This is a genomic window from Pseudocitrobacter sp. RIT415, from assembly GCF_003057695.2.
Classification (GTDB): Bacteria; Pseudomonadota; Gammaproteobacteria; order Enterobacterales; family Enterobacteriaceae; genus Pseudocitrobacter; species Pseudocitrobacter faecalis.
Window position 1 is genome coordinate 38230 of record NZ_QBJC02000024.1, and the last position, 23205, is coordinate 61434.

The 23205-nt window shown below is 50.8% G+C and carries 41 protein-coding genes; 38 read left to right on the forward strand and 3 right to left on the reverse strand.

Going from position 1 to position 23205, the window contains the following annotated elements:
* Positions 1-242 precede the first annotated feature (242 nt).
* Positions 243-650, reverse strand: coding sequence for a hypothetical protein (locus tag DBY68_RS19335; protein WP_108474053.1), 408 nt, complete (start codon positions 648-650; stop codon positions 243-245).
* On the reverse strand, positions 647-1279 hold the full coding sequence (locus DBY68_RS19340) for a LexA family transcriptional regulator (protein WP_108474052.1): 633 nt from the start codon (positions 1277-1279) through the stop codon (positions 647-649). The genes DBY68_RS19335 and DBY68_RS19340 overlap by 4 nt, the downstream gene beginning before the upstream one ends.
* Before the next feature lie 102 nt (positions 1280-1381).
* Between DBY68_RS19340 and DBY68_RS19345 the strand changes: the two genes are divergently transcribed.
* From DBY68_RS19345 to DBY68_RS19425, 16 genes are all read left to right on the forward strand, one after another.
* Positions 1382-1597: a helix-turn-helix transcriptional regulator gene (locus DBY68_RS19345; protein WP_108474051.1), complete on the forward strand. Its 216-nt coding sequence runs from the start codon at positions 1382-1384 to the stop codon at positions 1595-1597.
* Between the two features lie 98 nt (positions 1598-1695).
* Positions 1696-1995, forward strand: a complete 300-nt coding sequence (locus DBY68_RS19350; RefSeq protein ID WP_108474050.1) for a CII family transcriptional regulator — start codon at positions 1696-1698, stop codon at positions 1993-1995.
* Positions 1996-2029: 34 nt separating this feature from the next.
* The gene (locus DBY68_RS23015; protein WP_199538677.1) at positions 2030-2191 is read left to right on the forward strand and encodes a hypothetical protein; all 162 of its coding nucleotides are present in this window, start codon (positions 2030-2032) and stop codon (positions 2189-2191) included.
* A complete protein-coding gene (locus DBY68_RS19355; RefSeq protein ID WP_108474049.1) occupies positions 2178-3077 on the forward strand; it encodes a replication protein in 900 nt (299 codons plus the stop codon). Before DBY68_RS23015 ends, DBY68_RS19355 begins: the two co-directional genes overlap by 14 nt.
* Complete coding sequence (locus DBY68_RS19360) at positions 3077-4414, forward strand: replicative DNA helicase (protein WP_108474048.1); 1338 nt, start codon at positions 3077-3079, stop codon at positions 4412-4414. The genes DBY68_RS19355 and DBY68_RS19360 overlap by 1 nt, the downstream gene beginning before the upstream one ends.
* A 338-nt stretch (positions 4415-4752) precedes the next feature.
* Complete coding sequence (locus DBY68_RS19370) at positions 4753-5160, forward strand: hypothetical protein (protein WP_108474046.1); 408 nt, start codon at positions 4753-4755, stop codon at positions 5158-5160.
* Positions 5135-5425 carry a hypothetical protein gene (locus DBY68_RS19375; protein ID WP_108474045.1) on the forward strand — a complete coding sequence of 97 codons (291 nt, stop codon included), beginning with the start codon at positions 5135-5137 and terminating at the stop codon, positions 5423-5425. Before DBY68_RS19370 ends, DBY68_RS19375 begins: the two co-directional genes overlap by 26 nt.
* Positions 5426-5427: 2 nt before the next feature.
* Positions 5428-5625, forward strand: coding sequence for a Lar family restriction alleviation protein (locus DBY68_RS19380; RefSeq protein ID WP_108474044.1), 198 nt, complete (start codon positions 5428-5430; stop codon positions 5623-5625).
* Positions 5606-6043 carry a recombination protein NinB gene (locus DBY68_RS19385; RefSeq protein WP_146745487.1) on the forward strand — a complete coding sequence of 146 codons (438 nt, stop codon included), beginning with the start codon at positions 5606-5608 and terminating at the stop codon, positions 6041-6043. The genes DBY68_RS19380 and DBY68_RS19385 overlap by 20 nt, the downstream gene beginning before the upstream one ends.
* 204 nt (positions 6044-6247) lie before the next feature.
* Positions 6248-6730 (forward strand): phage protein NinX family protein, encoded by a 483-nt coding sequence (locus DBY68_RS19395; protein WP_108474042.1) that lies wholly within the window; start codon positions 6248-6250, stop codon positions 6728-6730.
* Positions 6717-6899, forward strand: a complete 183-nt coding sequence (locus DBY68_RS19400) for a protein NinF (RefSeq protein ID WP_108474041.1) — start codon at positions 6717-6719, stop codon at positions 6897-6899. Before DBY68_RS19395 ends, DBY68_RS19400 begins: the two co-directional genes overlap by 14 nt.
* Entirely contained in the window at positions 6889-7110 is a 222-nt protein-coding gene (locus tag DBY68_RS19405) for a hypothetical protein (protein WP_233503910.1), read from the forward strand. The genes DBY68_RS19400 and DBY68_RS19405 overlap by 11 nt, the downstream gene beginning before the upstream one ends.
* Complete coding sequence (locus DBY68_RS19410) at positions 7111-7731, forward strand: recombination protein NinG (protein ID WP_108474039.1); 621 nt, start codon at positions 7111-7113, stop codon at positions 7729-7731.
* Entirely contained in the window at positions 7728-7985 is a 258-nt protein-coding gene (locus DBY68_RS19415; protein WP_108474038.1) for a hypothetical protein, read from the forward strand. The genes DBY68_RS19410 and DBY68_RS19415 overlap by 4 nt, the downstream gene beginning before the upstream one ends.
* Positions 7982-8167 carry a hypothetical protein gene (locus DBY68_RS19420; protein ID WP_108474037.1) on the forward strand — a complete coding sequence of 62 codons (186 nt, stop codon included), beginning with the start codon at positions 7982-7984 and terminating at the stop codon, positions 8165-8167. The genes DBY68_RS19415 and DBY68_RS19420 overlap by 4 nt, the downstream gene beginning before the upstream one ends.
* Positions 8164-8787, forward strand: coding sequence for an antitermination protein (locus DBY68_RS19425; protein WP_108474036.1), 624 nt, complete (start codon positions 8164-8166; stop codon positions 8785-8787). The genes DBY68_RS19420 and DBY68_RS19425 overlap by 4 nt, the downstream gene beginning before the upstream one ends.
* Before the next feature lie 271 nt (positions 8788-9058).
* On the opposite strand, the gene DBY68_RS19430 is transcribed toward DBY68_RS19425, so the two are convergent.
* On the reverse strand, positions 9059-9238 hold the full coding sequence (locus DBY68_RS19430) for a hypothetical protein (protein ID WP_108474035.1): 180 nt from the start codon (positions 9236-9238) through the stop codon (positions 9059-9061).
* A gap of 333 nt (positions 9239-9571) precedes the next feature.
* Between DBY68_RS19430 and DBY68_RS19435 the strand changes: the two genes are divergently transcribed.
* The 22 genes from DBY68_RS19435 (at position 9572) to DBY68_RS19545 (ending at position 23193) form a co-directional block, all read left to right on the forward strand.
* A complete protein-coding gene (locus DBY68_RS19435; protein ID WP_146745488.1) occupies positions 9572-9877 on the forward strand; it encodes a phage holin family protein in 306 nt (101 codons plus the stop codon).
* Positions 9864-10340 (forward strand): glycoside hydrolase family 104 protein, encoded by a 477-nt coding sequence (locus DBY68_RS19440; RefSeq protein WP_108474033.1) that lies wholly within the window; start codon positions 9864-9866, stop codon positions 10338-10340. The genes DBY68_RS19435 and DBY68_RS19440 overlap by 14 nt, the downstream gene beginning before the upstream one ends.
* Positions 10337-10732: a DUF2570 domain-containing protein gene (locus DBY68_RS19445; protein ID WP_108474032.1), complete on the forward strand. Its 396-nt coding sequence runs from the start codon at positions 10337-10339 to the stop codon at positions 10730-10732. The genes DBY68_RS19440 and DBY68_RS19445 overlap by 4 nt, the downstream gene beginning before the upstream one ends.
* Before the next feature lie 483 nt (positions 10733-11215).
* Positions 11216-11434 (forward strand): hypothetical protein, encoded by a 219-nt coding sequence (locus DBY68_RS19455; protein ID WP_108474030.1) that lies wholly within the window; start codon positions 11216-11218, stop codon positions 11432-11434.
* A 3-nt stretch (positions 11435-11437) separates the two neighbouring features.
* Complete coding sequence (locus DBY68_RS19460; RefSeq protein ID WP_108474029.1) at positions 11438-12076, forward strand: putative metallopeptidase; 639 nt, start codon at positions 11438-11440, stop codon at positions 12074-12076.
* A gap of 31 nt (positions 12077-12107) precedes the next feature.
* Positions 12108-12563 carry a DUF2280 domain-containing protein gene (locus DBY68_RS19465; RefSeq protein ID WP_023306055.1) on the forward strand — a complete coding sequence of 152 codons (456 nt, stop codon included), beginning with the start codon at positions 12108-12110 and terminating at the stop codon, positions 12561-12563.
* Positions 12560-13807: a phage terminase large subunit gene (locus tag DBY68_RS19470; protein WP_108474028.1), complete on the forward strand. Its 1248-nt coding sequence runs from the start codon at positions 12560-12562 to the stop codon at positions 13805-13807. The genes DBY68_RS19465 and DBY68_RS19470 overlap by 4 nt, the downstream gene beginning before the upstream one ends.
* Before the next feature lie 15 nt (positions 13808-13822).
* Entirely contained in the window at positions 13823-15172 is a 1350-nt protein-coding gene (locus DBY68_RS19475) for a phage portal protein (RefSeq protein WP_108474027.1), read from the forward strand.
* Positions 15132-16058 (forward strand): phage minor head protein, encoded by a 927-nt coding sequence (locus DBY68_RS19480; RefSeq protein WP_108474026.1) that lies wholly within the window; start codon positions 15132-15134, stop codon positions 16056-16058. Before DBY68_RS19475 ends, DBY68_RS19480 begins: the two co-directional genes overlap by 41 nt.
* 2 nt (positions 16059-16060) lie before the next feature.
* Positions 16061-17326: a hypothetical protein gene (locus DBY68_RS19485; protein ID WP_108474025.1), complete on the forward strand. Its 1266-nt coding sequence runs from the start codon at positions 16061-16063 to the stop codon at positions 17324-17326.
* Positions 17327-17338: 12 nt separating this feature from the next.
* Complete coding sequence (locus DBY68_RS19490) at positions 17339-17794, forward strand: hypothetical protein (RefSeq protein WP_108474024.1); 456 nt, start codon at positions 17339-17341, stop codon at positions 17792-17794.
* Between the two features lie 16 nt (positions 17795-17810).
* On the forward strand, positions 17811-18887 hold the full coding sequence (locus tag DBY68_RS19495; protein ID WP_108474023.1) for a major capsid protein: 1077 nt from the start codon (positions 17811-17813) through the stop codon (positions 18885-18887).
* A 9-nt stretch (positions 18888-18896) separates the two neighbouring features.
* Positions 18897-19190, forward strand: a complete 294-nt coding sequence (locus DBY68_RS19500) for a hypothetical protein (protein WP_108474022.1) — start codon at positions 18897-18899, stop codon at positions 19188-19190.
* A gap of 62 nt (positions 19191-19252) precedes the next feature.
* Positions 19253-19657 carry a hypothetical protein gene (locus DBY68_RS19505; RefSeq protein ID WP_108474021.1) on the forward strand — a complete coding sequence of 135 codons (405 nt, stop codon included), beginning with the start codon at positions 19253-19255 and terminating at the stop codon, positions 19655-19657.
* The gene (locus DBY68_RS19510) at positions 19654-19824 is read left to right on the forward strand and encodes a 50S ribosomal protein L13 (RefSeq protein WP_108474020.1); all 171 of its coding nucleotides are present in this window, start codon (positions 19654-19656) and stop codon (positions 19822-19824) included. The genes DBY68_RS19505 and DBY68_RS19510 overlap by 4 nt, the downstream gene beginning before the upstream one ends.
* Before the next feature lie 3 nt (positions 19825-19827).
* Positions 19828-20064 carry a hypothetical protein gene (locus tag DBY68_RS19515; protein WP_108474019.1) on the forward strand — a complete coding sequence of 79 codons (237 nt, stop codon included), beginning with the start codon at positions 19828-19830 and terminating at the stop codon, positions 20062-20064.
* A 3-nt stretch (positions 20065-20067) separates the two neighbouring features.
* Positions 20068-20418: a hypothetical protein gene (locus tag DBY68_RS19520; RefSeq protein ID WP_108474018.1), complete on the forward strand. Its 351-nt coding sequence runs from the start codon at positions 20068-20070 to the stop codon at positions 20416-20418.
* Between the two features lie 47 nt (positions 20419-20465).
* Positions 20466-20753: a DUF2542 family protein gene (locus tag DBY68_RS19525; RefSeq protein ID WP_108474017.1), complete on the forward strand. Its 288-nt coding sequence runs from the start codon at positions 20466-20468 to the stop codon at positions 20751-20753.
* Positions 20754-20814: 61 nt separating this feature from the next.
* Entirely contained in the window at positions 20815-21279 is a 465-nt protein-coding gene (locus DBY68_RS19530) for a hypothetical protein (protein WP_108474016.1), read from the forward strand.
* Positions 21276-21659 (forward strand): hypothetical protein, encoded by a 384-nt coding sequence (locus DBY68_RS19535; protein ID WP_032608745.1) that lies wholly within the window; start codon positions 21276-21278, stop codon positions 21657-21659. Before DBY68_RS19530 ends, DBY68_RS19535 begins: the two co-directional genes overlap by 4 nt.
* Before the next feature lie 61 nt (positions 21660-21720).
* A complete protein-coding gene (locus DBY68_RS19540; protein ID WP_105075320.1) occupies positions 21721-22464 on the forward strand; it encodes an Ig-like domain-containing protein in 744 nt (247 codons plus the stop codon).
* 57 nt (positions 22465-22521) lie between these two features.
* On the forward strand, positions 22522-23193 hold the full coding sequence (locus DBY68_RS19545; protein ID WP_108474015.1) for a DUF6246 family protein: 672 nt from the start codon (positions 22522-22524) through the stop codon (positions 23191-23193).
* Positions 23194-23205: the final 12 nt, after the last annotated feature.

Below are 23205 nucleotides of genomic sequence, written 5' to 3' on the forward strand. Positions count from 1 at the left end.
CAGTATTCACCACACCCCAAACCCATCTCGTTTGGTATTGTTGGCCCGGAACAGGCCTTCTGTTGTTAAAGAGCATTCACCGTCCTGGTGAGTAGTGCGTCCTGCTGATGGGTTAAAATTACAAGAAAGATTGTATGTTGTAAACAAGAAATATTGTATTTTTAGGCAGGAAAAACAAACTCCATTGTTTTTTAACGGAAAATAGTTTGTTTTTAGATAGTGGGGGAGTGGTGTTTCAGGTGTTAGTTATCGCAAGTTCCAGAAATGTTGCCTACGAAAGCTTTTGTCGATGTTAGCTTTTGCATTCTAGGGATATTCATAACCTTTGAATACATTACCTTTTTATCCTTCGTGACTGACCATGTCTCAACTGTTATCCCGCCGCCAGACTGGAAGCTTCCAACCATTGTATTGCTGGATAGGGGAACGTATGTGATGTCAGATATAGGGCTTCCATCCAGATTTGTTACAGATGCCGTGTCATCGTTGATGGTTAGTTTTATCGCAACTCCAGACATTCCATCGTCAATAAAATCATAGTTATCACCATTAAATGATGATTTTCCCTGTAAATTAGAGACGATCCAGCAATTCGCATAAGAGGCTATTGGCAAGAAAAGTATCGCTATTGCTACGAGGATTCTTATCATATGAACTTAACCCTTGCTTCAACGACAACCCCGATAATTCGACAGTTACCATTGATTGGGATCATGGGCCATGCAGGGTTGAGTCCCTTCAAGTATTTTTGACCGCCATCGATAACAAGCTTTTTGAATGTTGCCTCGTTGGCGTCAGTGAGCTTGGCGACAACTAAGCTACCGTTGGATGCCTCACGCCCGGTGTCAACAAGGACAATATGCCCTTCAGGTATACTTTGACCAACTGGCGCAGTCATGGAGTCACCTTCGACTCTCAGCCAGAATCCCTCTCCAAGCATATGGATGTCACTATCGTACCATTCCTCAATATCTTTAAGATTGTACGGCTCACAAGCCTCTGACCACGCGCCAGCGCTAACTAAGCTAATCAATGGATATTTTCCTTTAGGTTCGTTTGGACCAACATAAGTTATGTTTGAATCTGGCGAACCTTTCAATAACCAATCGACGCTAACTCCGAGAGCTGAAGCGAGTTCTGGCAAAAATCTTGGTCGCTTGGTTTTTCCATTTTCCAGTTGCTCGATTGATTGCTGAGAGGTGCCAACCTTCAGCGCCAGCTCTGCCTGATTGAGGCCTAGTTGTACTCTTTTGCTTTTTACCCTGGAAGAAATGCTCATAACTTACCTCTGTAATTTCCTCCAATAGTTACAAGAAAACCTGTAATTGACAAACAAGTTACTTTGTATGAAAATACAAGAAAGTTTGTTGAAGGAGGCGATATGCAAACTCTATCTGAGCGCCTCAAAAAGAAACGTGTATCGCTAAAGATGACCCAGACTGAACTGGCTAACAAAGCAGGTGTTAAGCAACAGTCTATTCAGCTTATCGAGGCTGGGGTAACAAAGCGTCCACGATTCTTATTTGAGATAGCGATGGCACTCAACTGTGATCCAATTTGGTTGCAGTACGGTACCAAAAACGGCAAAGCCGCATAGTTCTACCGCTCTTTAAAAACCTACGGGCTGTTCCGGCCCACTCAATACAGCGCATCAATGAATGCGTACTTACTTATTAACTAAGGAAAGTTTCACATATGGAACACGCAAGTTACAGCAAACCAACGCAACGAGACATCGATCGCACTGAAACAGACTTGCTAATTAACCTTTCTACAGTCACCCAGCGTGGACTGGCGCAGATGGTTGGTTGTCATGAGTCGAAGATAAGCAGAACTGACTGGCGCTTCATAGCGGCGGTTCTGTGCGCGTTCGGAATGGATTCAGACATAAGTCCGATAAGCAGGGCGTTTCGATGTGCTTTAAACGGTCTCACAAATAAAAAATCCCCAACGGGCAAGGTCGGGGATTCAGATCAAATCACCATGCAGTTCTGAGTGGGAACAACTGGATCAATTCACAGGAGTAATTATGACAAAGCGTCGTAAGAAATACCAGGAAAAAGAAGAAATTCGACACCCTGATTCACCTGAGGGATTGGTCGTTACAGCAGCCAATAACAGGGCGTTCGCAGAGCGTCTTATTGGCGTTTACAGACTAGCCAAAGCAGGAGTGAAGAATGGGCGTCGTTAAGCTATCGGACTACCAACCTCGACATGAGGTAGTGGAGCGTAAAGTGGCGAGTCTTGATGATGGTTACATGCGTGTAGCTACCAGCATCGGGAAGCTTAAGCCAAAACTGAAACTTGCAGGTCGTGAACATCAGGTTCTGGACGCCGTTATCTATTGCACCTTTGGCTGGAATAAGTCGGAGGACAAGGTAACGAATACATACCTGGCTGAAGTGACAGATCTGGATGATTCAGATGTAGCCGCAGCCCTGAATGTTCTGGCAGAACGCAAGATTATTAATCTCAGAAAAGTTGGTGGTTTCAAGCTGGTTAGCGTGAACGTCAGCATTGATAAATGGGTGCTCAAAAAGACCCCAAAAACACCACCCAAAATGTTGGGCGAAACCACCCAAAATGTTGGGCGAAAAAAGGTTTCAAGTTGGGCGAAATCACCCGACACCCTAAACAGTCTTACCAAAGACAATTTAAAAGATACCCAAACCCACGAAGTGGGATTATCTGGTGATGAAAAATTAACACCCCGTCAGAAAGGAACCAACCCAAGAGCAAGACAAACTAATCCTCGCTCTACAGTCCCGGTATTCGACCGCGAGCGTTTCAAAGATACTTGGAACTGCAAAGCCAAGCGTCTTGGTATGCCGACCATCAGAAGCATCACTACGTCGACAGAGAATGGAATTAAGCGTCTGTGGTCATCCTACCTGAAGCAGTGCAAAGAGCTTGGCAAGGAGCCACGTGATATCGACAGCATCCTGAATGGATACATCGAGCACGGTTATCAGCCTACTCAGTGGGCACTTGGTGGAAACCCTGAAGGAAAGGTGTACGGAATTGATACTGCCCTGACGCAGAAAAAGATTGATGAGATTTTAGGAGCTGGAAGCTGATGGAAAGTTACGACTTTGAGCACCAACTGGTTGGTTCGATGATGGTCAAGGGCGATCACATCGACTGCCGAGAAATCGCCGGCAAGCTACCTGCTGACGCATTTGAGAACTTCCACCTGAAAAGCATGTATCAGGCGATAGTAACCCTGCTCAACAAGGCTGAGCCGGTAGACATGTTTACCGTGAAGGATGCAGTTCCATCTGCGACGAAGGACTTTGTGGTCGAGGTGGCATGCAAATGCTCATCGGCGGCAAACATCCGCGGTTGGGCAAAACGTGTCAGGCAGTGCTGGATGTTACGCCGTGGCGAGGCTGAGCTTAAGCGAGCGGCAGAACTTCTGGCAGGAGCAGGAACACATGACCTGAATGACAGGATCGCTGAAGTAAGCGGAATCCTGTCAAAACTACAGTTCGAAACCAACGACAAGCTACCGCGCCGCATCGGTGATTTGCTTGACGATTACATGGTTGTTCTGGAAAACAGGATGCAAGGAGAAGAGTCTGGTTTGTACCTCAAGACTGGAATTCAGCCCATGGATGATGCATACGGAGGACTGGACAGAACGGACCTGATTGTAATTGCTGGTCGTCCTGGAATGGGCAAAACGGAACTTGCCATCAATATCGCTAACTCAGTTGGAAGGCAGAAAGGGAAGGGGCTCTTTATCTCGATGGAAATGTCGGATATGCAGGTAGTAGAGCGTCACGTTGCAGATCGCGCAGGATTATCTGTGGGAACCCTTCGCAACCCTCTCTGCATGATACAGGAGCAATACACACGCCTTACCGTTGCAACAGGAACTCTTCTGGATGAAGAAAACCATGTTATAGACGGTTCGTTTAGCGTTGATGAGTGCATAGCTCATGCGGAGCGTATGAACATGGACGGCGGCCTGAGCTTCCTCGCAATCGACTACCTTGGCCTAATCGAGAAGCCATCAAACATTCCAGAGCATCAGGCCATCGCTGACATCACCAGAAAGCTAAAGCAGTTCTGCCTGCGCAACAAGGTTCCGGTAATCCTTCTTGCACAGCTTAACCGTGGCCCAGAAGGACGTCAGGAAAAACGTCCTGGGCTGGGTGATTTGGCTAAATCTGGCGCTATCGAGCAGGATGCGGACGTAATCATCTTCCCGTACCGGGATGAAGTTTACGACGAGAACAGCAACATGAAGGGAATTGCGGAAATCATCATCGGTAAATACCGATCTGGGCAGCCTCAAACGTTTTACATGGGCTGGAAGAATGGGCACTTCGTCAACATTGACCAACAGGAAGCAGCCAAACGCTTCGCCGACAACGAGAGTGAAGCGCCGAAAACAGACTGGAGGGGATGATGGACTACAAAGACGCAATTCTGCGTGAAGACGCAATGGAATATCTGATTCGTTATTACTCCGATTTTCTGGATGACATACCTACTGGCCCGTCTAGAAATGTATCCGATCGCATATTCAAAGATTGGCGTTGGGTTCGATGCCTTGATGGTGAAATTGTTTTCGCTAATTGCATTCAGGAGTGCATAACAGCATCTGATTTCAATGCGAGGAACGAAACGCAGAGGATTAGTGTATGACCATCTACATCACAGAGTTAATAACAGGCCTATCAGCAACGATAGGCCTTTTTATTTGGATGAAGAAATCAACCAGAGATTGAGAGAGGTGAGGGCTTCATGACATACGACATTTATAAACTAGAAAACATTTTAGAAGAAATGCGCCAATACAACCCGAAAGCTGATGAATATGGTGGTAAGCACATCATCCCAGGCTGGGCAGAGCGGATTGAGAAGGCGATTAAAGATATCAAAATTGAATCTGAATTCAGGCGTCAATTTATTCTCAACGGCGTTGAGTTTGGGTATATCAGACTTCCTGACTCAAACGATTCCGCGCTTCACGTTTATGAAAGATGCGTCAATGAGCAAGAACCGCGATGCGAAAGATGCAATGGAACTGGCATGGAGGACAGTGGCGGATTTTATCCATGGGGAGAATCAATCCTCATTGAATGCCAATGCCAACTAACACCCCAGCACGCTGATGGAGAGGAATGTGGACGAATCAAGAAAGCAGTTTGAACGAGAGTTCGCAAAAATTAAGGGTATCCCTCTGAGCATGGTTGAAAGCACCAGGTTCAAAGAAGATTACTGGGATGAAGCACACTTAAGAACCAGTGGAATTAGCATGGCTTGGGAAATCTGGAAATCATCTCGCGCAGCTATCGATATCGCGCTTCCTGAAATAGAAAAGTGGCGTTCTATAGAATCTGTGCGCGCCCAGATAGCTTATAGGTCTCGTGTGCGAGATGAAGTAATCGCCGCTGGAATCAAAGTGAAGGAGTGAGTATGAGCGAGTTAAAGCCGTGTCCATTTTGTGGAAGCCCAGCTGAGCACTACCCAGATGGTGATATGGAGGGATATCAAATCATGTGCTCAAGCGACATAGGTAAATGCCCGATGACAACCTGGTTTGGTTGGTTATCACCTGAGGAAGCAGAAGAGAACTGGAATCGGAGAACTGGAGATGAAAAAACTAACGTTTGAGCTAAGAAGCCCCATTCATCAGCAGAACGCCATTCAAGCCATACAGCAAATCCTTCCATCCTACGAAAAGCCAATCACAGTAACCATCTCCGAGAGAACGCGCTCAGGAGAACAAAACAAACGTTTGTGGGCCACTCTTCGGGATATCTCTCAGCAGGTTAACTGGCATGGTCGATGGCTGGATGCTGAAAGCTGGAAGTGCATCTTCACCGCAGCACTGAAGAAGCAGGATGTGGTGCCAAATCTGGAGAATAACGGCTTCGTGGTGATAGGCCAGTCAACCAGCAAGATGCGCGTAGGCGAGTTTGCAGAGTTACTTGAGCTTATCCAGGCATTCGGTACTGAGCATGGTGTTAAGTGGTCTGATGAAGCCCGGTTAGCGCTGGAGTGGAAAGCCAGATTCGGAGACGCTGCATGAAATGAAAATGTCATGGTTTCATCACTTAAATCTCACCACCGAAGAAGCAACAAACCTCATCAATCAGTACCGCTCCCGCAACGTAAAAACTCAACGAACGCTAAGCACAGACCCGCGCCTTTGGAATGTGGCTGCGCTTCTACCTGAGTACGCGAAAGAACCGAGAGTGGATAAGAGATTTCAGCAGAAGATATGGAGTTAGCTATGGACTATTCGAAGTTATCAGATTTTGAAATTAACGTCGCAGTATTCGAAGCGCTTCATGGTGGTTCACCAGATTGCAAAGAGGGTGATGACGGAGCGATGTTACTTGTCTCGTTTGAAGGTGATGTAGTAGGTGGAGATATTGTGGAGGTCGAAGTTGTACGCGGCTCATTCGACCCATGCAACAACGCTTCTGATGCGTGGCCTATCATCCAGGACAACTTAATCAGCATCATCTTCGATGAAGACGGCAACGAACCTCCGCAAAATGCCTGGTGTAAAGCCATCACCAAAACAGGTGAGTCTCACTATGGTAGCGAGAAAGAGCCGCTCAAAACGGCAATGATCGCGTTCCTCATGAAGGCCAATAAATGCACCTTCTGCGATGGCAATGGATTAATTCAAATTGACCACGGGGAAAACATCGGCATTGAGTATAAAGCCTGTCCTCAATGCGAAGGAAAATGCTATGTGCACCCTTAGCCAATCAGAAGCTCAATCCTACGAGCAGCAGAGCATACGTAGAACGTTGTGTGCTGGCTGCACGAAGGAATTATCAGATGGCGAGGTTCACTGCTGTGAAGAATGCGCCTCACTGGCAATAGCGTATCGCGACCCTAACGGATTTATGACGGAGGAAGATGATGAGTGATTCAACAAGTAGCTCTGATTATTTATACTTGGTTTTAGTGCCTGTGGCAGAAGTGTTCCGGTCTGAATTCCCAAAAGGCACTGCGCCATTCAATGCCATTCGTACGTATTCAAAATGCCGAGTGAAGTTTACAAGCAAACGACTGGAAAGAGAGTGGCAGGAATTCTACAAAAAACACGATCTGAAAAACGACCCTGAACTGGAGTATTAAATGGCTAAAGGCAAAACGCCTAAGCCTAAGACCTGTCCAATCTGCTCTACCGAATACATCCCTCGAAGTTCTCTCCAGAAAGTCTGCCACAACTACAAATGTGCCATTGCGTTCAATAAGCAACGCGATGCTGAAATTGCTGCGCGTGAACAGCGCAAGCGCGAACGTGAGCAAAGCGCTGATTTGAGGAAGAGAAGGGAGGCTTTAAAGACCAGATCGGAATGGAACAAAGAGGCTCAGGCGGCGGTAAATAAGTTCATCTTCTGGCGTGACTACGGAAAGCCATGCATATCTTGCGAGAGGCCGCTCAATTACGGCGTAAGAGGTGGCGCAGTGGATGCCAGCCACTACCGGTCAAGAGGAGCAGCTCCGTGGCTTAGGTTTAACGTGTTCAACAACAACTCCAGCTGCGTCAAATGTAATCGTGACCTGTCTGGAAACCCTATCCCATACCGAATAAATCTCATCAAAAAGTACGGACTGGAAATTGTCGAGCGCATCGAGCACGACAACAAAACTAGAAAATTCGATATCGACTACCTGAAGCGAGTGAAATCAATCTTCACGCGCCGGGCTCGTCATTACGAAAAACTCCGTAAGAGATATAGCGAGGCAGCATGATAGACATAAGCAGAGAGGTCTGTGAAGAGTATCTGGATGCACTGGTCACAGTGGAGTTATCCGTGCGATTCGCACAACTCGAAGACCGCAAGATTAACGCCACCATCCGCGCAACAGTAACCGAGTTACTCAAGCGTATCCGTGACAAGAAAATCCGCGCCATCTTCGCAGGTTTGGCCCGTCAGCCATTCCCTGATGGCGCACTGAAGATGATGCGTCGCCAGTTAGACAGCTTAGTAGGAGAACCCGCATGAGTACTGTAACTAACCTTCAGCAAGTCAAATGGCAGCGTCACGCAGATGAGCAAGCACTAAAATCACTCGATGCGACAATTGCAGACGCAGAGAAAGCGCTAGTCATCCTGCTTCATCGTCGACGTGAGTTGGTTAATAGGCTTGGAATTAACAAACCAGATCACGATCCGGAGGCTGCATGAGGCTGGAAAGTGTAGCGAAGTTTCATTCACCGAAAAGCCCAATGATGAGCGACTCACCAAGGGCTACAGCTTCGGATTCTCTTTCAGGAACAGATGTGATGGCAGCTATGGGGATGGCGCAATCACAAGCTGGTTTCGGTATGGCTGCATTCTGCGGGAAACATGAACTCAGCCAGAACGACAAGCAAAAGTCTATCAACTATCTGATGCAATTCGCTCACAAGGTATCGGGGAAATACCGTGGAGTTGCAAAGCTTGAAGGAAATATTAAGGCAAAGGTTCTGCAAGTGCTCGCAACATTCGCCTATGCGGATTATTGCCGCAGCGCTGCAACACCTGGCGCACGATGCAGAGATTGCCATGGTACCGGTCATGCCGTTGACCTGGCGAAAACCGAACAATGGGGAAGGATAGTCGAGAAAGAGTGTGGGCGATGCAAGGGAGTTGGTTATTCACGTATGCCAGCAAGCGCAGCGTATCGCGCTGTAGCGGTGCTGGTACCAGACCTGACGCAACCTACATGGTCTCGCACAGTTAAGCCCCTGTATGACGCTCTGATTACCCAATGCCACAAAGAAGAGTCTAACGCTGACAATATTTTGAATAGCGTCACACGTTAGCACCACGATTGCCACGGATGGCGACAAGTTAACATCAGAATGTTGACATTTTGAATAAAGTTGGGTAAATTTGACTCTAACGATGGGATACTGCATTCGTTGGTGGTGAGGCAAAAGAGGCGGCGCTCACCATTGAACCGCCTAGTTGGTATCTTCGGCTAATGGCCTGGTACTCCAACCATCACAGGCTGAGAGGTCTGTAAAAGTTGACGCAGTACAGGTTGCAAATGTGACCATAGAAGCCCCGCAGAGATGTGGGGCTTTTATTTTCTTACTTTAATAATTCCTGAGCTTCAGCGATCAGTTCGGCGTGTCTTTTCATTAGCGGTGCGATAAGCTTTTGCTTATGCTCATCAGAGTACGTTGACATAGATATCTCTAAAGTCTTACCGGCGATTTCTTGAAGAGTTGCATGGATTGTGTTGAGTCTTCTAGTGTTAAAGTCGTTCATTAATGTTTATCCTTTTGCTGTGTGAATGCCGAAAATAACACGACATTTCTGAAAGCGCACCCCACCAAATACCAGACAGACAAACCCTCACCTTATCCACTGTGGCTAAGGTGCGATGCGCTTTGCAAAAAAGAAAACCCAGCACTATGGCTGGGCTTCGTGAAGATGGGCGGCAAGAGACTGCGCTAACAGCCTCCTGCCTGATCTGCTCATGCCTTTAGTCACGAACAAACCACGTTACTGATAAACGTATCCTGGATTTGTTCACTCAACAACCACGTTAATTCCTAATTTGAACAGATCCCCGTTATATGAGGGGTGGAAATGAAGCGTATGCCCGATAAAGAAAGTATGGCGGGACTCTCATGGCTTGTCCTGCTAGGACTGGCGTGTTGGGGAGGTCTCGTTCGTTATCTTATTGACGTAAAGAACAACAAAGCAACGTGGAGTTGGATTAACGCGTTGGCACAAATAGCCGTATCAGGATTCACAGGTGTAATTGGTGGACTTATCAGTCTTGAAAGCGGACTTAGTTTCTACATGATTCTTGCCACTTCCGGAATTAGCGGTGCAATGGGATCCGTGGCTCTGACTTATTTCTGGGAACGACTGACGGGGATGAAGAATGCAAACAATTAATCCGCAGCGTAAGGCGTTCCTCGATACACTGGCCTGGTCTGAAGGTACAGATAAACCCGGTCAACCTACAAAAAATCATGGTTACGATGTGATTGTTGGTGGGTCACTGTTCACTGACTATTCCGATCACCCCCGTAAGCTTGTCACCCTTAATCCGAAACTGAAATCAACGGCCGCAGGACGATATCAGTTACTGACCCGTTACTGGGATGCGTATCGTAAGCAGCTTGGCCTTACGGATTTTTCCCCGGCCAGTCAGGATGCGGTTGCACTCCAGCAGATTAAGGAGCGTGGGGCGTTACCGATGATTGATCGCGGTGATATCCGTCAAGCCATCGACCGCTGCAGCAATATATGGGCATCGCTGCCTGGCGCAGGTTATGGTCAGTTCGAGCATAAGGCTGACAACCTGATCGCTAAGTTCAAAGCCGCAGGTGGGAAGGTAAACGAGACTGCATTATGAACGCCGTCATTGTTTCATTGCTAAAGAAGTTCTGGCTTCCGATTGTCGCTATGTTGGTTATTGTGCTGCTGGCATGGCGTGTTAATCACTACCGCGACAACGCCATCACCTATAAAGACCAGCGCGATAAAGCGACGGTCCGAGCAGACACATCAGAGGCGATCACCAACAACGTGATCACCACGATGAACCTAATTCGTGATATCTCACAGGCTACCCAGAATGCTAAGCAAGAACTGGCTCATGAAGGCGAAACACGCATTGTCTATATCAAACAAACGTTACAGGGCGATCCGTGTGCTAACCAGCTCGTTCCTTCTGCCGCTGCTGACAGCCTGCGGGAATACGCAGACAGTTTACGTTCCAGCCCCGGTGGTGCCGTTAAGCGCTGAGCTAACAGCAGACACGCCGATCCCCGGAATGGTGGTTCCGTTCACGTGGCAGGCAAGTCTGGAGTTAAACGCTCAGCTTTATACGGCGCTGGGGCAGTGCAATCTGGATAAGGCGGGAATTAGAAGGGCAGAGAAATACCGAGAATATCCGCAATCCAGTAGCATAAAAGAATAATTATGTAGTTAATGGATACTGCATAAGGTCGTAAAGCTCTAAGAAAATCAGTCATGTTTACCTCCAAGATGGTGTGAAAAGAGTATTAAATCTATTGTGTCACTTAACTCGGAGATGACAGATTTGGTATGTATCATGCTGTCTACAATTGTAGACAATTTGGGTGGATACCTCTCACGCCTATAGAGCAAGATGTGTGACTCTGCTCGTCTATTGTGTCACTGAATCATCTCGCAGTTTCACCGAGTATTATCCCCTGTCACGGATAATCAACCAGATATCCCCACAAGCGGATAAAGAGGCTCTCAATGTCCGACATCTACCAAATCACGCTAACCACCCAGACAGGCGAAACCTTCACGGGCAAGATGTCACGACGTCAGCCTGAACTGGTGAACGGATTTGTGCCGCTGGCGACCGAAACTGGGCAGTGGCTGTATTTCGCGCCTGCCGATGTAAAACGCGTGGAGTTTACGCCAGTGCCGGCAGAGCAGTCCGAGCCGCCAGCAGAACAAACGACGGAGTAAACCATGGCTAACGATGATGAGCGCAGGCCATATCCGCCAGTTAACTTCATCGCCTCCGACAACTGGCAGCCATACACCAGGCTGATCCCCGCTAATGAAGTGCATGAGTGGATAAAACGGCAAATCCTCAGCGATACCGGAAGCATCCATAACCCTGACCACGAACACCTGTTAGAGGCTGACCTCTGCTTTATGTGGGCGTCCGATTCGTTCGCGAAGAAAGGGCGGTATGTCCTCGGTCAGGCCGAACAGGTAATGCTCCGCGCCGGTGGTTGGCAGAAAGCCAGAATGGAACAGCAGATGTATGAATGGTTCGGGCGCATCCCGAAGTTCATCATCACGCTGGCAGCCGATTACTGCTCACAATGCAGCGACCCGGAGTTCTGCGCACTGGTAGAGCATGAGCTTTACCACATCGCACAGGCCACCGATGATTTCGGCGCGCCTAAGTTCAACAAAGAGACCGGACAGCCAGTGCTAACTCTGCGCGGCCACGACGTCGAAGAATTCACTGGTGTCGTACGTCGATACGGTGCCAGCAAAGAAGTGCAGGAGCTCGTTGATGCGGCCAATGCGCCAGCAGAAGTTGCTCACATCGATATAGCCAGGTCATGCGGGACGTGCATGTTGAAGCTGGCGTAACGCTTTATTCAGATTGTCATGGAGGTAGCCTGTGGCAGCATTATCGACAGAGGTCAAAGCCTTCATCGTTCAATCGCTCGCCTGCTACGAGCCGCCAGTAAAAGTCATTGAGCTTGTAAAGGCTGAATACGGCATCGATGTCTCACGCCAGCAGGTGTCGCAATATACGCCCGGCAACGCAATGGCGGCCAAGTTGAGCCAGAAGTGGATTGACCTGTTCAACGCCACCCGTAAACGATTCCAGAATGAGATCGCCGACATCCCGATCGCAAATAAAGCGTACCGGTTGCGTGTCCTCGACCGAATGGCGACCAACGCTGAAAAGATGAAGAACTACGGCATGACCTCTCAGCTTATCGAGCAGGCCGCCAAAGAAATGGGCGATGCCTACACCAATCGCCAGAAAGTAGAGCATACAAGTCCTGATGGCAGCATGACTCCGCAGCCGACTATCATCCAGCTACTCCCCGTTGAGCCGAAAGCATGAGTAACGCCGTTCAACTGCCGATCCCCGCGAAGCTTGCGCCACTGTTCACCGCCGTGAATAAGCGTTACCGGTGCTCGCATGGTGGTCGTGGTAGTGCCAAGACGCGCACTTTTGCGCTGATGACTGCGGTAAAGGCTTACCAGTCGATGATGAACGGTGAAAGCGGTGTGGTGCTCTGCGCGCGTGAGTTCATGAACTCGCTGGAAGAGTCGAGCATGCAGGAGGTGAAACAGGCGATCCTGTCCGTTCCCTGGCTGGCCGCCAACTTTGATATCGGCGAGAAGTACATCCGCACCATCGACAAGAGCGTTAACTATGTCTTTTGCGGTCTGCGGCACAACCTCGACAGCATCAAGTCGAAAGCGCGAATCCTGCTGTGCTGGGTTGATGAGGCTGAATCAGTCAGCGAAATAGCCTGGCAGAAGTTGAGCCCGACAGTTCGTGAAGAAGGCTCTGAGATTTGGGTGACGTGGAACCCGGAGCGCGACGGTAGCGCCACGGATAAGAGGTTCCGTAAAGAAGCCGGCGACGACTGCATCACCGTTGAGATGAACTACACGGATAACCCCTGGTTCCCTGACGTGCTGGAAGGTGAGCGACAGAACGATCAACGCCGCCTCGACCCGGCAACATACGCATGGGTGTGGGAAGGTGCTTACCTCGAAAACTCTGATAAGCAGGTGCTGGCCGGTAAATACCGGATCGCTGAGTTCTCGGAAAGCCTCTGGAAAGAAGCTGAGCGCCTGTTCTTCGGTGCTGACTTCGGTTTCGCCAAAGACCCTAACACCTTGGTGCGTTCGTTCATCCTGCACAACCGGCTGTATATCGAATACGAGGCATACGGTCAGCAGACAGAGCTCGACCACATGCCAGAGCTGTACGACACGATTCCTGGCGCGCGTGACTGGCCCATCAAGGCCGACTCCGCTCGACCTGAGACGATTAGCTATCTCAAGCGACAGGGCTTCAACATCTCAGCCGCCGACAAGTGGCAGGGTAGTGTTGAGGACGGGATCGCACACCTTCGCGGATTCGACGAAATCATTATCCATCCACGCTGCAAGAACGTAGCGCGCGAGGCTCGTATGTGGTCCTACAAGACTGACCGCATCACCGGCGAGGTACTGCCGAAACTAGCTGATGGTTTTGAGCACTGCTGGGACGGCATCCGCTACAGCCTCGACGGGCACATTAAGCGCAAAGGTCAGATGGCCGGGATGATGATTCCGAAACGCCTTCGCTAACCAAACGGAAAAACCATGACTGACAAACTAACTCTCGCCGTCAACCATGCGTTGAACGATGCGCGGATGGCGCGCGCCCGTATGGGGCTGATGGCACCAACAATGGGGTTGGACAATAAGCGCCATTCCGCATGGTGCGAATATGGCTTCCCTGAGGAGGTAACCTACGAAAACCTCTACGCACTGTACCGCCGTGGTGGAATAGCCCACGGCGCAGTTGAGAAGCTGGTTGGCAAGTGCTGGCAGACGAACCCGGAAATCATTGAGGGTGACGATGCTGACGAGAGCAAGGATGAAACTGCCTGGGAAAAGAACACCAAAAAGGTTTTCACAAAGCGTCTCTGGCGGGCCTTTGCTGAAGCAGATCGCCGCCGTCTGGTCGGACGTTATGCTGGAATCTTACTACACATCAATGATTCCAGAACGTGGGATCAGCCTGTTGTTCGTGGTAAGTCACTAAAAAAGGTTACGATCGCATGGGCTGGGTCACTAACTGTCAGCGAGTGGGTCACTGACCAGAAATCGGCAGACTACGGGCAGCCAAAGCAGTGGAAATACGTAGAGAGCCTGCCAAACGGCGGGACTAATCAGCGATTCGTGCATCCTGAACGTGTCTTCATCCTTGGTGATTACTCTAACGATGCCATCGGCTTCCTTGAGCCGCCTTATAACGCCTTTGTCAGTCTGGAGAAGGTAGAGGGTGGGTCTGGTGAATCGTTCCTGAAAAATGCCTCAAACAAGCAGGCAATCAATTTTGATAAAGACATAGACTTCGCGAATTTGGCCTCGCTGTATGGCGTGACGGTTGATGAGCTTCAGGAGCGCTACAACGAAGCAGCAAGAGAGTTAAACGTTGGTAACGATGTACTGCTGATCACTCAAGGTGCGCAGGTTACGTCAATGGTATCTGCTGTTTCAGACCCTTCGCCTACTTACGATGTCAACCTGCAGACCGCCTCAGCAGGGGTGGATATTCCTGCGCGCATCCTGGTTGGAAATCAGCAGGCCGAGCGCTCGAGTACAGAAGATCAGAAGTATTTCAACGGTCGATGTCAGTCACGCCGCGGTGACCTGTCATTCGAGATAGAAGACTTCAGTGACAAGCTCATCGACCTGAAAATCATTGATGCTGCCAGCGAGAAGACGGTTATCTGGGATGACCTCAACGAGCAGACTGGAACTGAGAAGCTCGCAAATGCCAAAACCATGGCCGAGATTAACCAGACGTTCCAGGGAAGCGGAGAAAATCCGGCATTCAGCCGTGAAGAAATTCGCACAGCAGCTGGTTATGAAAACAGCGATGAATTCCCGTTAGGAGAAGAGGATGGCGACGAAGAAAACGAAGCCGCCAATTCTATCGCGTAACTATCAGGATCCGACAGGAGCCGATGCGCTGGAACGCCGGGCAATGAAAGACTTCGCCAGGCGAATGAATAAGATTTGCAAAGCGTACAAATCAGCACTCGACAAAATATCTTCCTCCCTCGCAGTAAACGCCAGATACGAATACCAGCTAAACCCAACGCTACTCTCCATCATCCTGAACGATGCCAGTTACCTGGTGGATCAGGTGCTGCTTGAAGGTGGAGATTATGACCTGTGGTTTTACGAGTACATCGATCTGGCTTCGGAGAAAGGGACCGGTCAGTCGTTCTACAACCTCAGCCAGCAGTCGCCGGTGTACGCCGCCGGGCGTGAGTCGCTGGCCTCCATCCTCGCAAGCGACCCTTACCAGCAACGCATGGCGCTGGTACATGCCCGTGTGTTTGAGGAAATGAAGGGGCTGACTGCTGAAGTTAAGCGCGACATGGCACGTGTGCTGACTGATGGCGTGGGGCGCGGGCTCAACCCGCTGGATATTGCCCGCAACCTGACAGATCAGACCGGCATCGAGAAGCGTCGGGCAAACCGTATAGCACGCACTGAAGTGACTACCGCGCTGCGCCGGGCAAAGTGGGATGAAGATCAGGAAGCGAATGACCTCTTCGGCCTGAAAACGCTGCTGGTTCACATCTCGGCGCTTTCACCGACAACCCGGCATACCCATGCAGTGCGCCACGCCCACCTCTACACCAATGAAGAGGTCCGTGATTGGTACAGCAAGGATGGGAACTCCATCAACTGCAAATGTAGCCAGCAGTCGGTGTTGGTGGATGAGGACGGTAACCCGGAATACCCGGACACCATCACGAAACTCAAACAGGAATATAAATCGATGCAGGCGCGCGGTTACGCCTGGGCGGAGAAATAATCATGCCTATTCAGATTAACGTAAACACAAAGGTCAATAGCCAGACCATCCGCCGGGAAACTTATAACGGGCGAGAGCACGTCGTAATTCCAAGCTACACGCTTCCGGCAAACGTGATTATGAACAGAGAGTTCTATCCCGAGGCTGAGATTACTGCGAACTATCAAAGCATGGAAGGGACCATTGCGCCACTAGGCCATCCCACGGTGAATGGTGAGCATGTTTCTGCGTTTTCACCTGAAGGGCTGTGCACCGGATTCATCGGGGCATGGAATCGCAATGTGAGTCTGAAAGGAAATCGCGTTTATTCGGAAAAGTGGGTGGACGTTGAGAGAGCGATGGAATCGCCAGGAGGGCAGCGCCTGATGGAACGCATCTCCGCACTTGAAAGTGGAGAGTCATCAGAGCCGATCTGGTCAAGCGTTGCGGTGTATCGGGAGCAGATCCCTGCTCCAGAAGACTTGAAAAAGCAAGGTGCTGATTGGGTAGTAAAGATTCACTCGATTGATCATGACGCGATTCTACTCGACGAACCACCGGCAGCAGGGCCAGAAAAAGGAGTCGGCCTGATGGTGAATGCGGACCAGGCAATATCTTTACAGCCCAACTCAGGCGCATTGATTGGCGAATCTTACCGTGAGCGCGAAAGTCGACTTGACCGGGCTGTGCGAGAAAAATTTGCAGCAGGACCAGAAGAGTACGCCTGGGTGGCTGATTTTACTGAAACGCAAGTCGTGATTGTCCGCAATGGCGGCAAGGCCGAGGTGTACGGCTACTCCAGTGATGGAGGGAAAATTACTTTTGACAATTCTGGAACGGCAGTTGCCCGGCAAGAATCTTGGGTAACCATCGCTGCCAACAAATTCAAAGCTCTATTCACACCGCAGGAACAGCCTGCACCAAACCACAAAATGGAGGGCGAGATGCCTTTAACCACTGAAGATACAGAACTGCTTCGCAAAATCGTTGGTGAGGCCATCGCCGCTAATAACGACGCGACCCTTAAGCCACTGAGCGAAAGCATTGCAGCTATCCAGACGAACCAACAGCAACTTTCTGAAACCCTGACTGCAAACTCCCGCGCTGAAGAAAAAACTAAGCGTGAAGCAGTTGCGAAGGTCCATGGCGAAATCGTCGCCAATGCGCTGTCTGGTGAGGCACTGGATGCGATGTTTAAAACTATCGGTGAATCCGCGCCGCTGGGCACCAACTCTGCGCAACAGCAGAAAGAAACCGGTGCACCTGCCGCATCTGAATACTTCAAATAAGGAGCCGGGATAATGGCACGTTATCGTCGCGTTAATATCGACGGTCAGTCTCTGTACAAGACCGAAACCAAAATCGCCGCTGTCGCTCTTCTTCCTGGAACCGCCGCAGTGATCAACTCATCCGGAGAGTTTGCTCAGGCTACTGCCCTAGCAGGGCGCATTTACGTTATCGACTGCGCTTATCATCAAGGTCTTGGCATCCGTGATGCTGTGCCTGCTGGTGATTCTGCTGTCGGAAACTATGTAGAAGAGGGGCGAGAGTTGGCTATCTTATGCGCACCAGGTGCATATAAAAAAGATAGCCCAATCAAACTCGGCACAAATGGGCAGTTCACTCTGGCAACTGCCGACACCGACTCGGTGATTGGTTATAGCCAGGATGAATTCACCATCGCCGCAAGTTCCACTGAATTCATTCGCGTGCGTATGCGCGCCGGCACCGTTGCCGCCGCAGATGCTGGCGCTTAATAAAGGACAAACGCACATGTATTTTTCTAAAGAGACGCTGGCGACTAACTCCCGCCTGGGTGGTCACTGGAATCACCTGTGGGCCAACCGTAACATCTTCAACACGCAGAACGATCTGATGGTCAATCAGTTTCGCTCATCTATGGACTCCGAGATGCTCGCGGTTAACGCCGTTGGCGGATTTACTCGCGACTTCTGGGCTGAGATTGATCGTCAGGTTCTACAACTGCGCGATCAGGAAGTTGGCATGGAAATCGTCAATGACCTGATCGGTGTGCAGACCGTTCTTTCTGTTGGCAAAACTGCGAAGCTTTATAGTGTGGTAGGCGACATCGCTGATGATGTTTCTGTCAGTATCGATGGTCAGGCTCCATTCTCCTTCGATCACACCGAATACAACAGCGACGGCGACCCGATCCCAGTGTTCACCGCTGGTTACGGTGTGAACTGGCGTCATGCTGCAGGCTTGAACTCTGTCGGCATTGACCTGGTGCTGGACTCGCAGATGGCGAAGATGCGTAAGTTCAACCAGAGGCGCGTGAACTACTATCTGAACGGCGACGCGAGCATTCAAGTTCAGTCTTATCCGGCTCAGGGTATCAAAAACCATCGCAACACCAAGAAGATTAACCTCGGTTCTGGTGCGGGTGGAGCTAACATCGATCTGACTACCGCCACGATGACTCAGTTGTTTGAGTTTTTCGGCAAAGGTGCATTCGGCACATTGGCGCGCGCTAACAAAGTGGCAGCGTACGACGTGATGTGGGTATCACCTGAAATCTGGGCCAACCTGGCTCAGCCGTATGTAGTGAACGGCGTCGTGAGCGGCAACGTACTGAATGCAGTACTGCCATTTGCACCGGTTCGTGATATTCGCCCGACATTTGCGCTGAGCGGTAACGAGTTCATCGCCTATGTTCGCCGTCAGGATGTCATTTCCCCGCTTGTTGGCATGGCCGTTGGCGTTGTTCCACTTCCGCGCCCATTGCCTAACGTTAACTACAACTTCCAGATCATGTCTGCTGAAGGTCTGCAAATCACCGCAGACGATCAGGGCCTGTCGGGTGTTGTCTATGGCGCTAACCTGGCGTAAGGAAACAGCATGGCTAAATACGAAGTTGTGCGCCCGTGGTTCGGCGTGAAGGTAGGGCAGGTGGTGGAGTTGAAAGAACTTCACCCGGCGCTGAAGTCTAACGTCCGTCTCATGAATGGTGAGGCAGGCGGAGAACTTACCCCGTCGACTCCTGGTGCCGGTACTGGTGAAAAATCTCGCAAAGAGATTATTCAGGACCGCCTTACTGAGCTGGGCATTGAGTTCAAAGGCACCCTGGGCGCTGAAAAACTCAGTGAGCTGTTGCCGGATGGAGAACTCGAAAAGCTTTTCCCTGCTGAATAACAGCCGCCGCTAAGGCGTTTTTTTTATGCCCCGCTCCGGCGGGGTATTTCACGGAGTCGATAATGGTAACTCTCGAACAGGCGAAGGAGTATCTGGAGAGCCAGGGAATTACCATTCCCGATTTTGTTCTTCAGGCTCTAGTCGACCAGGCCAACAGCATTCAGGAGTGTCTCGATGCGCATTATCCGGCATCGACCGCTCTGCTGATTCAGCTCTATCTGCTGGCGCTTATGGGACTCGGACAGGGGGATAAGTACATCTCAAGCCAGACTGCACCGAGTGGGGCGTCTCGCTCATTCCGTTACCAGTCTTTTGCTGACCGCTGGAAAGCATCAGTAAACATGCTGCGCGGACTCGATAAGTACGGATGCGCTACAGCCCTAATTCCTGCCGACCCTACCGCCTCACCGGCATTCGCTGGTATCTGGATCGGAAAGGGCGGTTGCATGTGTGGGAATAAATCATGACGTGGACATCTGTAAGCGTCCGGCTGCCGCGCTCGTTCGTCCGCGTCTGGGTGATGACCGATACCGGTCGGGAGACTACCGGCTACGTTAAATCGGACGGCGAGTGGTTCATCAACTGCCCGCGCATCCGGGCGACTGGCGCGAAGGTGCTGCGCTGGAAGGAGTGAAATATGGCAACTGTAACAAGCATGGTTAGCGCGTTGAATGTGACGGTCGTTTATCGCGTTGCTGGAGAGGTTAAAACCTTCAGTGAGACAGTAGTTTCACCAATCGTCATTGAGCGTTATTTGCAGCTTGAATGTGGCGATGCCATAGGGCTTTTCGTGCCGGTAGGCAAAGGTCAGCAGGTCAATGCGCTGAATATCGAGTGGTTTGAGATTGAGCGCGTTACAGCGCCAAAGGAGTAACCAGTGTCGGCAACAGCAAACTGGTCATACACGGCCACGGCTACCATCTGGCGGAAGCTGGAAGGCAATGACGAATACGGCGATCCGCTTGGATATGCCGAGCCAGAGCAAATCCTCTGTGATTACGAGGGCGGGCTCAGCAAGAAGTTAGCCAGCCTGGGCGCTGAAATCGTCGTGAAGAACACCGTTTGGACGGAGTTCGCGCTGGCGGCCGCGGGTGATTACCTGATGATTGGCGTGTCGACAGAAGCAGACCCGGTTGTGGCCGGTGCCGATGAGGTGCGGCAGGTTATCCGCTACGCCGACACGTTCGAGCGCTTAGCGGATGATTATGCCATCCTGACCGGAATCTGACCTGCCTGTGCAATAATAGGGAAAATCATTAAATGGATTGAAAGGTCATGGGATTTCAATATTGGTTCACGGTGTGCGCAGTCTTTTTGGTTGGCCCAATCTCCCTGGCCCAATCATTTGTCTACTGTCGTCGGGGCGTTTATACCAAAACCTTCAAAGGCACGAGCCGAAAGGAGTACATCCACAAGGATGACAAACCTATTGAATTCTGGTTCAGCATTATCTTTCACATGGTAATGGGCATGGCGATGATTGTTTTAGGTTTCTGGCTCTTAGAGGACATCCCTGTGGTTAACCATTGGTACACTGAAATCCGCGCAATGATCCCTTTTTGATTCCCCGTAAAATGACATAAAACCTCGCTCAGGCGGGGTTTTTTATTGCCTGGAGAAAACCATGGGCATCAAAGTGAAGGGCATCAGCCAGGCCAAGAAGAACCTGAACGATGTCATCAACGACGTAAAGGGGCGCAAGGTAATTCGCGCGCTGCAGTCGGCGATGATGCTTATCGGTACCCGGGCGGCGTATTACACCCCGATCGACACATCCACGCTAATTAACAGTCAGTTCCGCGAAATCGACGCTGGCGGCGTGCTCATCACCGGGCGCATCGGTTACTCAGCCAACTATGCCGCATATGTTCATGAGGCATCAGGCAAGTTGAAAGGCCATCCGCGCGCGCACTTCGGCGTGACCAGTAACCGGTCTGAGTTCGGCCCGCAGAAACCGAAAGAGTTCGGTGGCGGGACAGGAAAGGGCAACTACTGGGATCCGCACGGTGAACCGCAATTCCTGACCAAAGGCGCGAATGATGAGCGCGATAACGTTGATGCGGTGATGCGTAAGGAGCTCTCGCTATGACACCCATGATGCACGAGAGGGTGCGCAACATGTTCGGCGACGCCGGGCTAACGACCGGCTTCACGGTGCAGCAGTTGATGTACGACGACCCGGGCGACCTGTCGAAGGCGATCATGGTATTCAGGCCAAACGGCGGTTCAAATATCCGTACTGACCTCGGATCTGAGTATCACGTTCTGGTTGATGTCGTAGGCGCGAAGGACAAGCGCAAAGACGCGCTAAACGCCGTGCAGCGCATCGTTGATTACGTCCAGGCCAACCCCATGGCTGACGAGTGTGTCGGCTACATCCAGAACATGGGCGCAATTCCCGCGCCGGTGCTCACAGAAGAAGGGCGAATAGTCTTCCGACTGCAGTTCGCCTGCACTTACGGCGAATAGCCATTCCAACCAAATAACCCGCTCCGGCGGGTTTCTTTTATACGTCAAAGAGGAGTTTCACATGGCTAATTGCCAGAACTCGAACGAGCGCCTGTTCGGCGGTGCGGTCGTGCTGGAAGTCGCCGATGGCTGCCCGGACGTCAAACCACTCGAAGGTGAGTGGATGGCGCTGGCCGCTGGTACGTCGAAGGGCTTCGACTTCAACCCGAACTCGGTTACCTCTGATGCGGATGACGGCGGCGGCTATGTCGAAACCATCATCACCAACAGTGATTTCACCCTGAGCTTTGAGGGCGAAGTGCGCAAGAAGGACAAGCTGGACCAGTACGGTGTCGGCAAGTTCATCAAGTATTTCGCTGATGAGCTGAAGGCTAAGCGCCAGCCAGGTATTTGGGTGCGCATGGACTATGGCCCGGTTGAATTCATCGGCTACATGAACATCACGGCGCTGAGCTCCGACGGTGGCACTAACGACATCGTCACGTTCTCCACTGAGTTCAAAGTCGGCGACGCGAGCACTATCGAAGTGAACGAAATCACTGCAGTGGCGGTGACTGGCGTGACGGTTACTCCGGCAACCAGCACTGGCGCGGCTGGCGGTACCAGCACCTTCACGGTGAATATCGCACCAACCGGCGCAACAAACACGGGCTTCACCGTTGCATCAACTGATCCAACCAAAGCCACTGCCACGGCTTCCGGAACCACCGTCACGGTGAACCGTGTTGCCACCGGCAGCGCGCAGATCATCATCAACACCGAAGACGGCAACTTTGTGGCCGTGCATACGGTTACCGTTACATAACGGACATTCCAAAGGGCGGCGTGCTGCCCTTGATAATGACCGTTTACTGGAAGGCCTATGACCGCTTTAACCGATATTGGCGAACTCTCTATCAGCGATAGCCGCGACGGCGGGAAAGATTACCTTCTCAGGCCTTCATTCGAGGCTATGACGAGGATCGGCACTCCGGAAGAGATTGTGCAGGCATACGCCACCATCCACGGCAATGACGTTGCTCAGTTGATTGAGGTTTGCGCTGGCACGCTGGGGTGTTTTCCTGACTGGTTATCTCCATCATTCAACCGCGCCGCTGAGAAGCTTTTATCAACGTGCATGCTGGTGCTGCAGTCGTGCTGCGATGACGACCTGGCGCCGATGATAGGCGAGTGGAAAGGGTGGCGACATTGTGTCGTCTACCGTCCGGGCCAGATGCCGAAGAACGACATCATCGTGCTGGCGCAGCACCTCATGCAGCACGGCGTCGTTGGTAAAGCCAAAGTCCGCCAGTTGCAGCGCCACGAAACAGGAGAGCGTACAACAGAGTTCAAAGCCTTCGACTACATCAGCGCAGCACGTAGCCACTTTGGAATGAACCGCGCCGAAGCCTCTCAGTTAACGATGACCGAATTTCAGATGCTGCTGGCGGCAAAATACCCCGACCAGAAAGGCTTCACTCGCGATGAGTATGACAGCATCGCCGACGAATACCTGGCTAAACAGGCCGCACGCATGGCAAGAGCAAAGAAATAACCGGAGAATGAC

Excerpts from the sequence above, each read along its gene's own strand:
- DBY68_RS19335 (WP_108474053.1), bottom strand. The coding sequence starts at position 650 with ATGATAAGAATCCTCGTAGCAATAGCGATACTTTTCTTGCCAATAGCC.
- DBY68_RS19340 (WP_108474052.1), bottom strand. The coding sequence starts at position 1,279 with ATGAGCATTTCTTCCAGGGTAAAAAGCAAAAGAGTACAACTAGGCCTC.
- DBY68_RS19345 (WP_108474051.1), top strand. The coding sequence starts at position 1,382 with ATGCAAACTCTATCTGAGCGCCTCAAAAAGAAACGTGTATCGCTAAAG.
- DBY68_RS19350 (WP_108474050.1), top strand. The coding sequence starts at position 1,696 with ATGGAACACGCAAGTTACAGCAAACCAACGCAACGAGACATCGATCGC.
- DBY68_RS23015 (WP_199538677.1), top strand. The coding sequence starts at position 2,030 with ATGACAAAGCGTCGTAAGAAATACCAGGAAAAAGAAGAAATTCGACAC.
- DBY68_RS19355 (WP_108474049.1), top strand. The coding sequence starts at position 2,178 with ATGGGCGTCGTTAAGCTATCGGACTACCAACCTCGACATGAGGTAGTG.
- DBY68_RS19360 (WP_108474048.1), top strand. The coding sequence starts at position 3,077 with ATGGAAAGTTACGACTTTGAGCACCAACTGGTTGGTTCGATGATGGTC.
- DBY68_RS19370 (WP_108474046.1), top strand. The coding sequence starts at position 4,753 with ATGACATACGACATTTATAAACTAGAAAACATTTTAGAAGAAATGCGC.
- DBY68_RS19380 (WP_108474044.1), top strand. The coding sequence starts at position 5,428 with ATGAGCGAGTTAAAGCCGTGTCCATTTTGTGGAAGCCCAGCTGAGCAC.
- DBY68_RS19385 (WP_146745487.1), top strand. The coding sequence starts at position 5,606 with ATGAAAAAACTAACGTTTGAGCTAAGAAGCCCCATTCATCAGCAGAAC.
- DBY68_RS19395 (WP_108474042.1), top strand. The coding sequence starts at position 6,248 with ATGGACTATTCGAAGTTATCAGATTTTGAAATTAACGTCGCAGTATTC.
- DBY68_RS19400 (WP_108474041.1), top strand. The coding sequence starts at position 6,717 with ATGTGCACCCTTAGCCAATCAGAAGCTCAATCCTACGAGCAGCAGAGC.
- DBY68_RS19405 (WP_233503910.1), top strand. The coding sequence starts at position 6,889 with ATGATGAGTGATTCAACAAGTAGCTCTGATTATTTATACTTGGTTTTA.
- DBY68_RS19410 (WP_108474039.1), top strand. The coding sequence starts at position 7,111 with ATGGCTAAAGGCAAAACGCCTAAGCCTAAGACCTGTCCAATCTGCTCT.
- DBY68_RS19415 (WP_108474038.1), top strand. The coding sequence starts at position 7,728 with ATGATAGACATAAGCAGAGAGGTCTGTGAAGAGTATCTGGATGCACTG.
- DBY68_RS19420 (WP_108474037.1), top strand. The coding sequence starts at position 7,982 with ATGAGTACTGTAACTAACCTTCAGCAAGTCAAATGGCAGCGTCACGCA.
- DBY68_RS19425 (WP_108474036.1), top strand. The coding sequence starts at position 8,164 with ATGAGGCTGGAAAGTGTAGCGAAGTTTCATTCACCGAAAAGCCCAATG.
- DBY68_RS19430 (WP_108474035.1), bottom strand. The coding sequence starts at position 9,238 with ATGAACGACTTTAACACTAGAAGACTCAACACAATCCATGCAACTCTT.
- DBY68_RS19435 (WP_146745488.1), top strand. The coding sequence starts at position 9,572 with ATGCCCGATAAAGAAAGTATGGCGGGACTCTCATGGCTTGTCCTGCTA.
- DBY68_RS19440 (WP_108474033.1), top strand. The coding sequence starts at position 9,864 with ATGCAAACAATTAATCCGCAGCGTAAGGCGTTCCTCGATACACTGGCC.
- DBY68_RS19445 (WP_108474032.1), top strand. The coding sequence starts at position 10,337 with ATGAACGCCGTCATTGTTTCATTGCTAAAGAAGTTCTGGCTTCCGATT.
- DBY68_RS19455 (WP_108474030.1), top strand. The coding sequence starts at position 11,216 with ATGTCCGACATCTACCAAATCACGCTAACCACCCAGACAGGCGAAACC.
- DBY68_RS19460 (WP_108474029.1), top strand. The coding sequence starts at position 11,438 with ATGGCTAACGATGATGAGCGCAGGCCATATCCGCCAGTTAACTTCATC.
- DBY68_RS19470 (WP_108474028.1), top strand. The coding sequence starts at position 12,560 with ATGAGTAACGCCGTTCAACTGCCGATCCCCGCGAAGCTTGCGCCACTG.
- DBY68_RS19475 (WP_108474027.1), top strand. The coding sequence starts at position 13,823 with ATGACTGACAAACTAACTCTCGCCGTCAACCATGCGTTGAACGATGCG.
- DBY68_RS19480 (WP_108474026.1), top strand. The coding sequence starts at position 15,132 with ATGGCGACGAAGAAAACGAAGCCGCCAATTCTATCGCGTAACTATCAG.
- DBY68_RS19485 (WP_108474025.1), top strand. The coding sequence starts at position 16,061 with ATGCCTATTCAGATTAACGTAAACACAAAGGTCAATAGCCAGACCATC.
- DBY68_RS19490 (WP_108474024.1), top strand. The coding sequence starts at position 17,339 with ATGGCACGTTATCGTCGCGTTAATATCGACGGTCAGTCTCTGTACAAG.
- DBY68_RS19495 (WP_108474023.1), top strand. The coding sequence starts at position 17,811 with ATGTATTTTTCTAAAGAGACGCTGGCGACTAACTCCCGCCTGGGTGGT.
- DBY68_RS19500 (WP_108474022.1), top strand. The coding sequence starts at position 18,897 with ATGGCTAAATACGAAGTTGTGCGCCCGTGGTTCGGCGTGAAGGTAGGG.
- DBY68_RS19505 (WP_108474021.1), top strand. The coding sequence starts at position 19,253 with ATGGTAACTCTCGAACAGGCGAAGGAGTATCTGGAGAGCCAGGGAATT.
- DBY68_RS19510 (WP_108474020.1), top strand. The coding sequence starts at position 19,654 with ATGACGTGGACATCTGTAAGCGTCCGGCTGCCGCGCTCGTTCGTCCGC.
- DBY68_RS19515 (WP_108474019.1), top strand. The coding sequence starts at position 19,828 with ATGGCAACTGTAACAAGCATGGTTAGCGCGTTGAATGTGACGGTCGTT.
- DBY68_RS19525 (WP_108474017.1), top strand. The coding sequence starts at position 20,466 with ATGGGATTTCAATATTGGTTCACGGTGTGCGCAGTCTTTTTGGTTGGC.
- DBY68_RS19530 (WP_108474016.1), top strand. The coding sequence starts at position 20,815 with ATGGGCATCAAAGTGAAGGGCATCAGCCAGGCCAAGAAGAACCTGAAC.
- DBY68_RS19535 (WP_032608745.1), top strand. The coding sequence starts at position 21,276 with ATGACACCCATGATGCACGAGAGGGTGCGCAACATGTTCGGCGACGCC.
- DBY68_RS19540 (WP_105075320.1), top strand. The coding sequence starts at position 21,721 with ATGGCTAATTGCCAGAACTCGAACGAGCGCCTGTTCGGCGGTGCGGTC.
- DBY68_RS19545 (WP_108474015.1), top strand. The coding sequence starts at position 22,522 with ATGACCGCTTTAACCGATATTGGCGAACTCTCTATCAGCGATAGCCGC.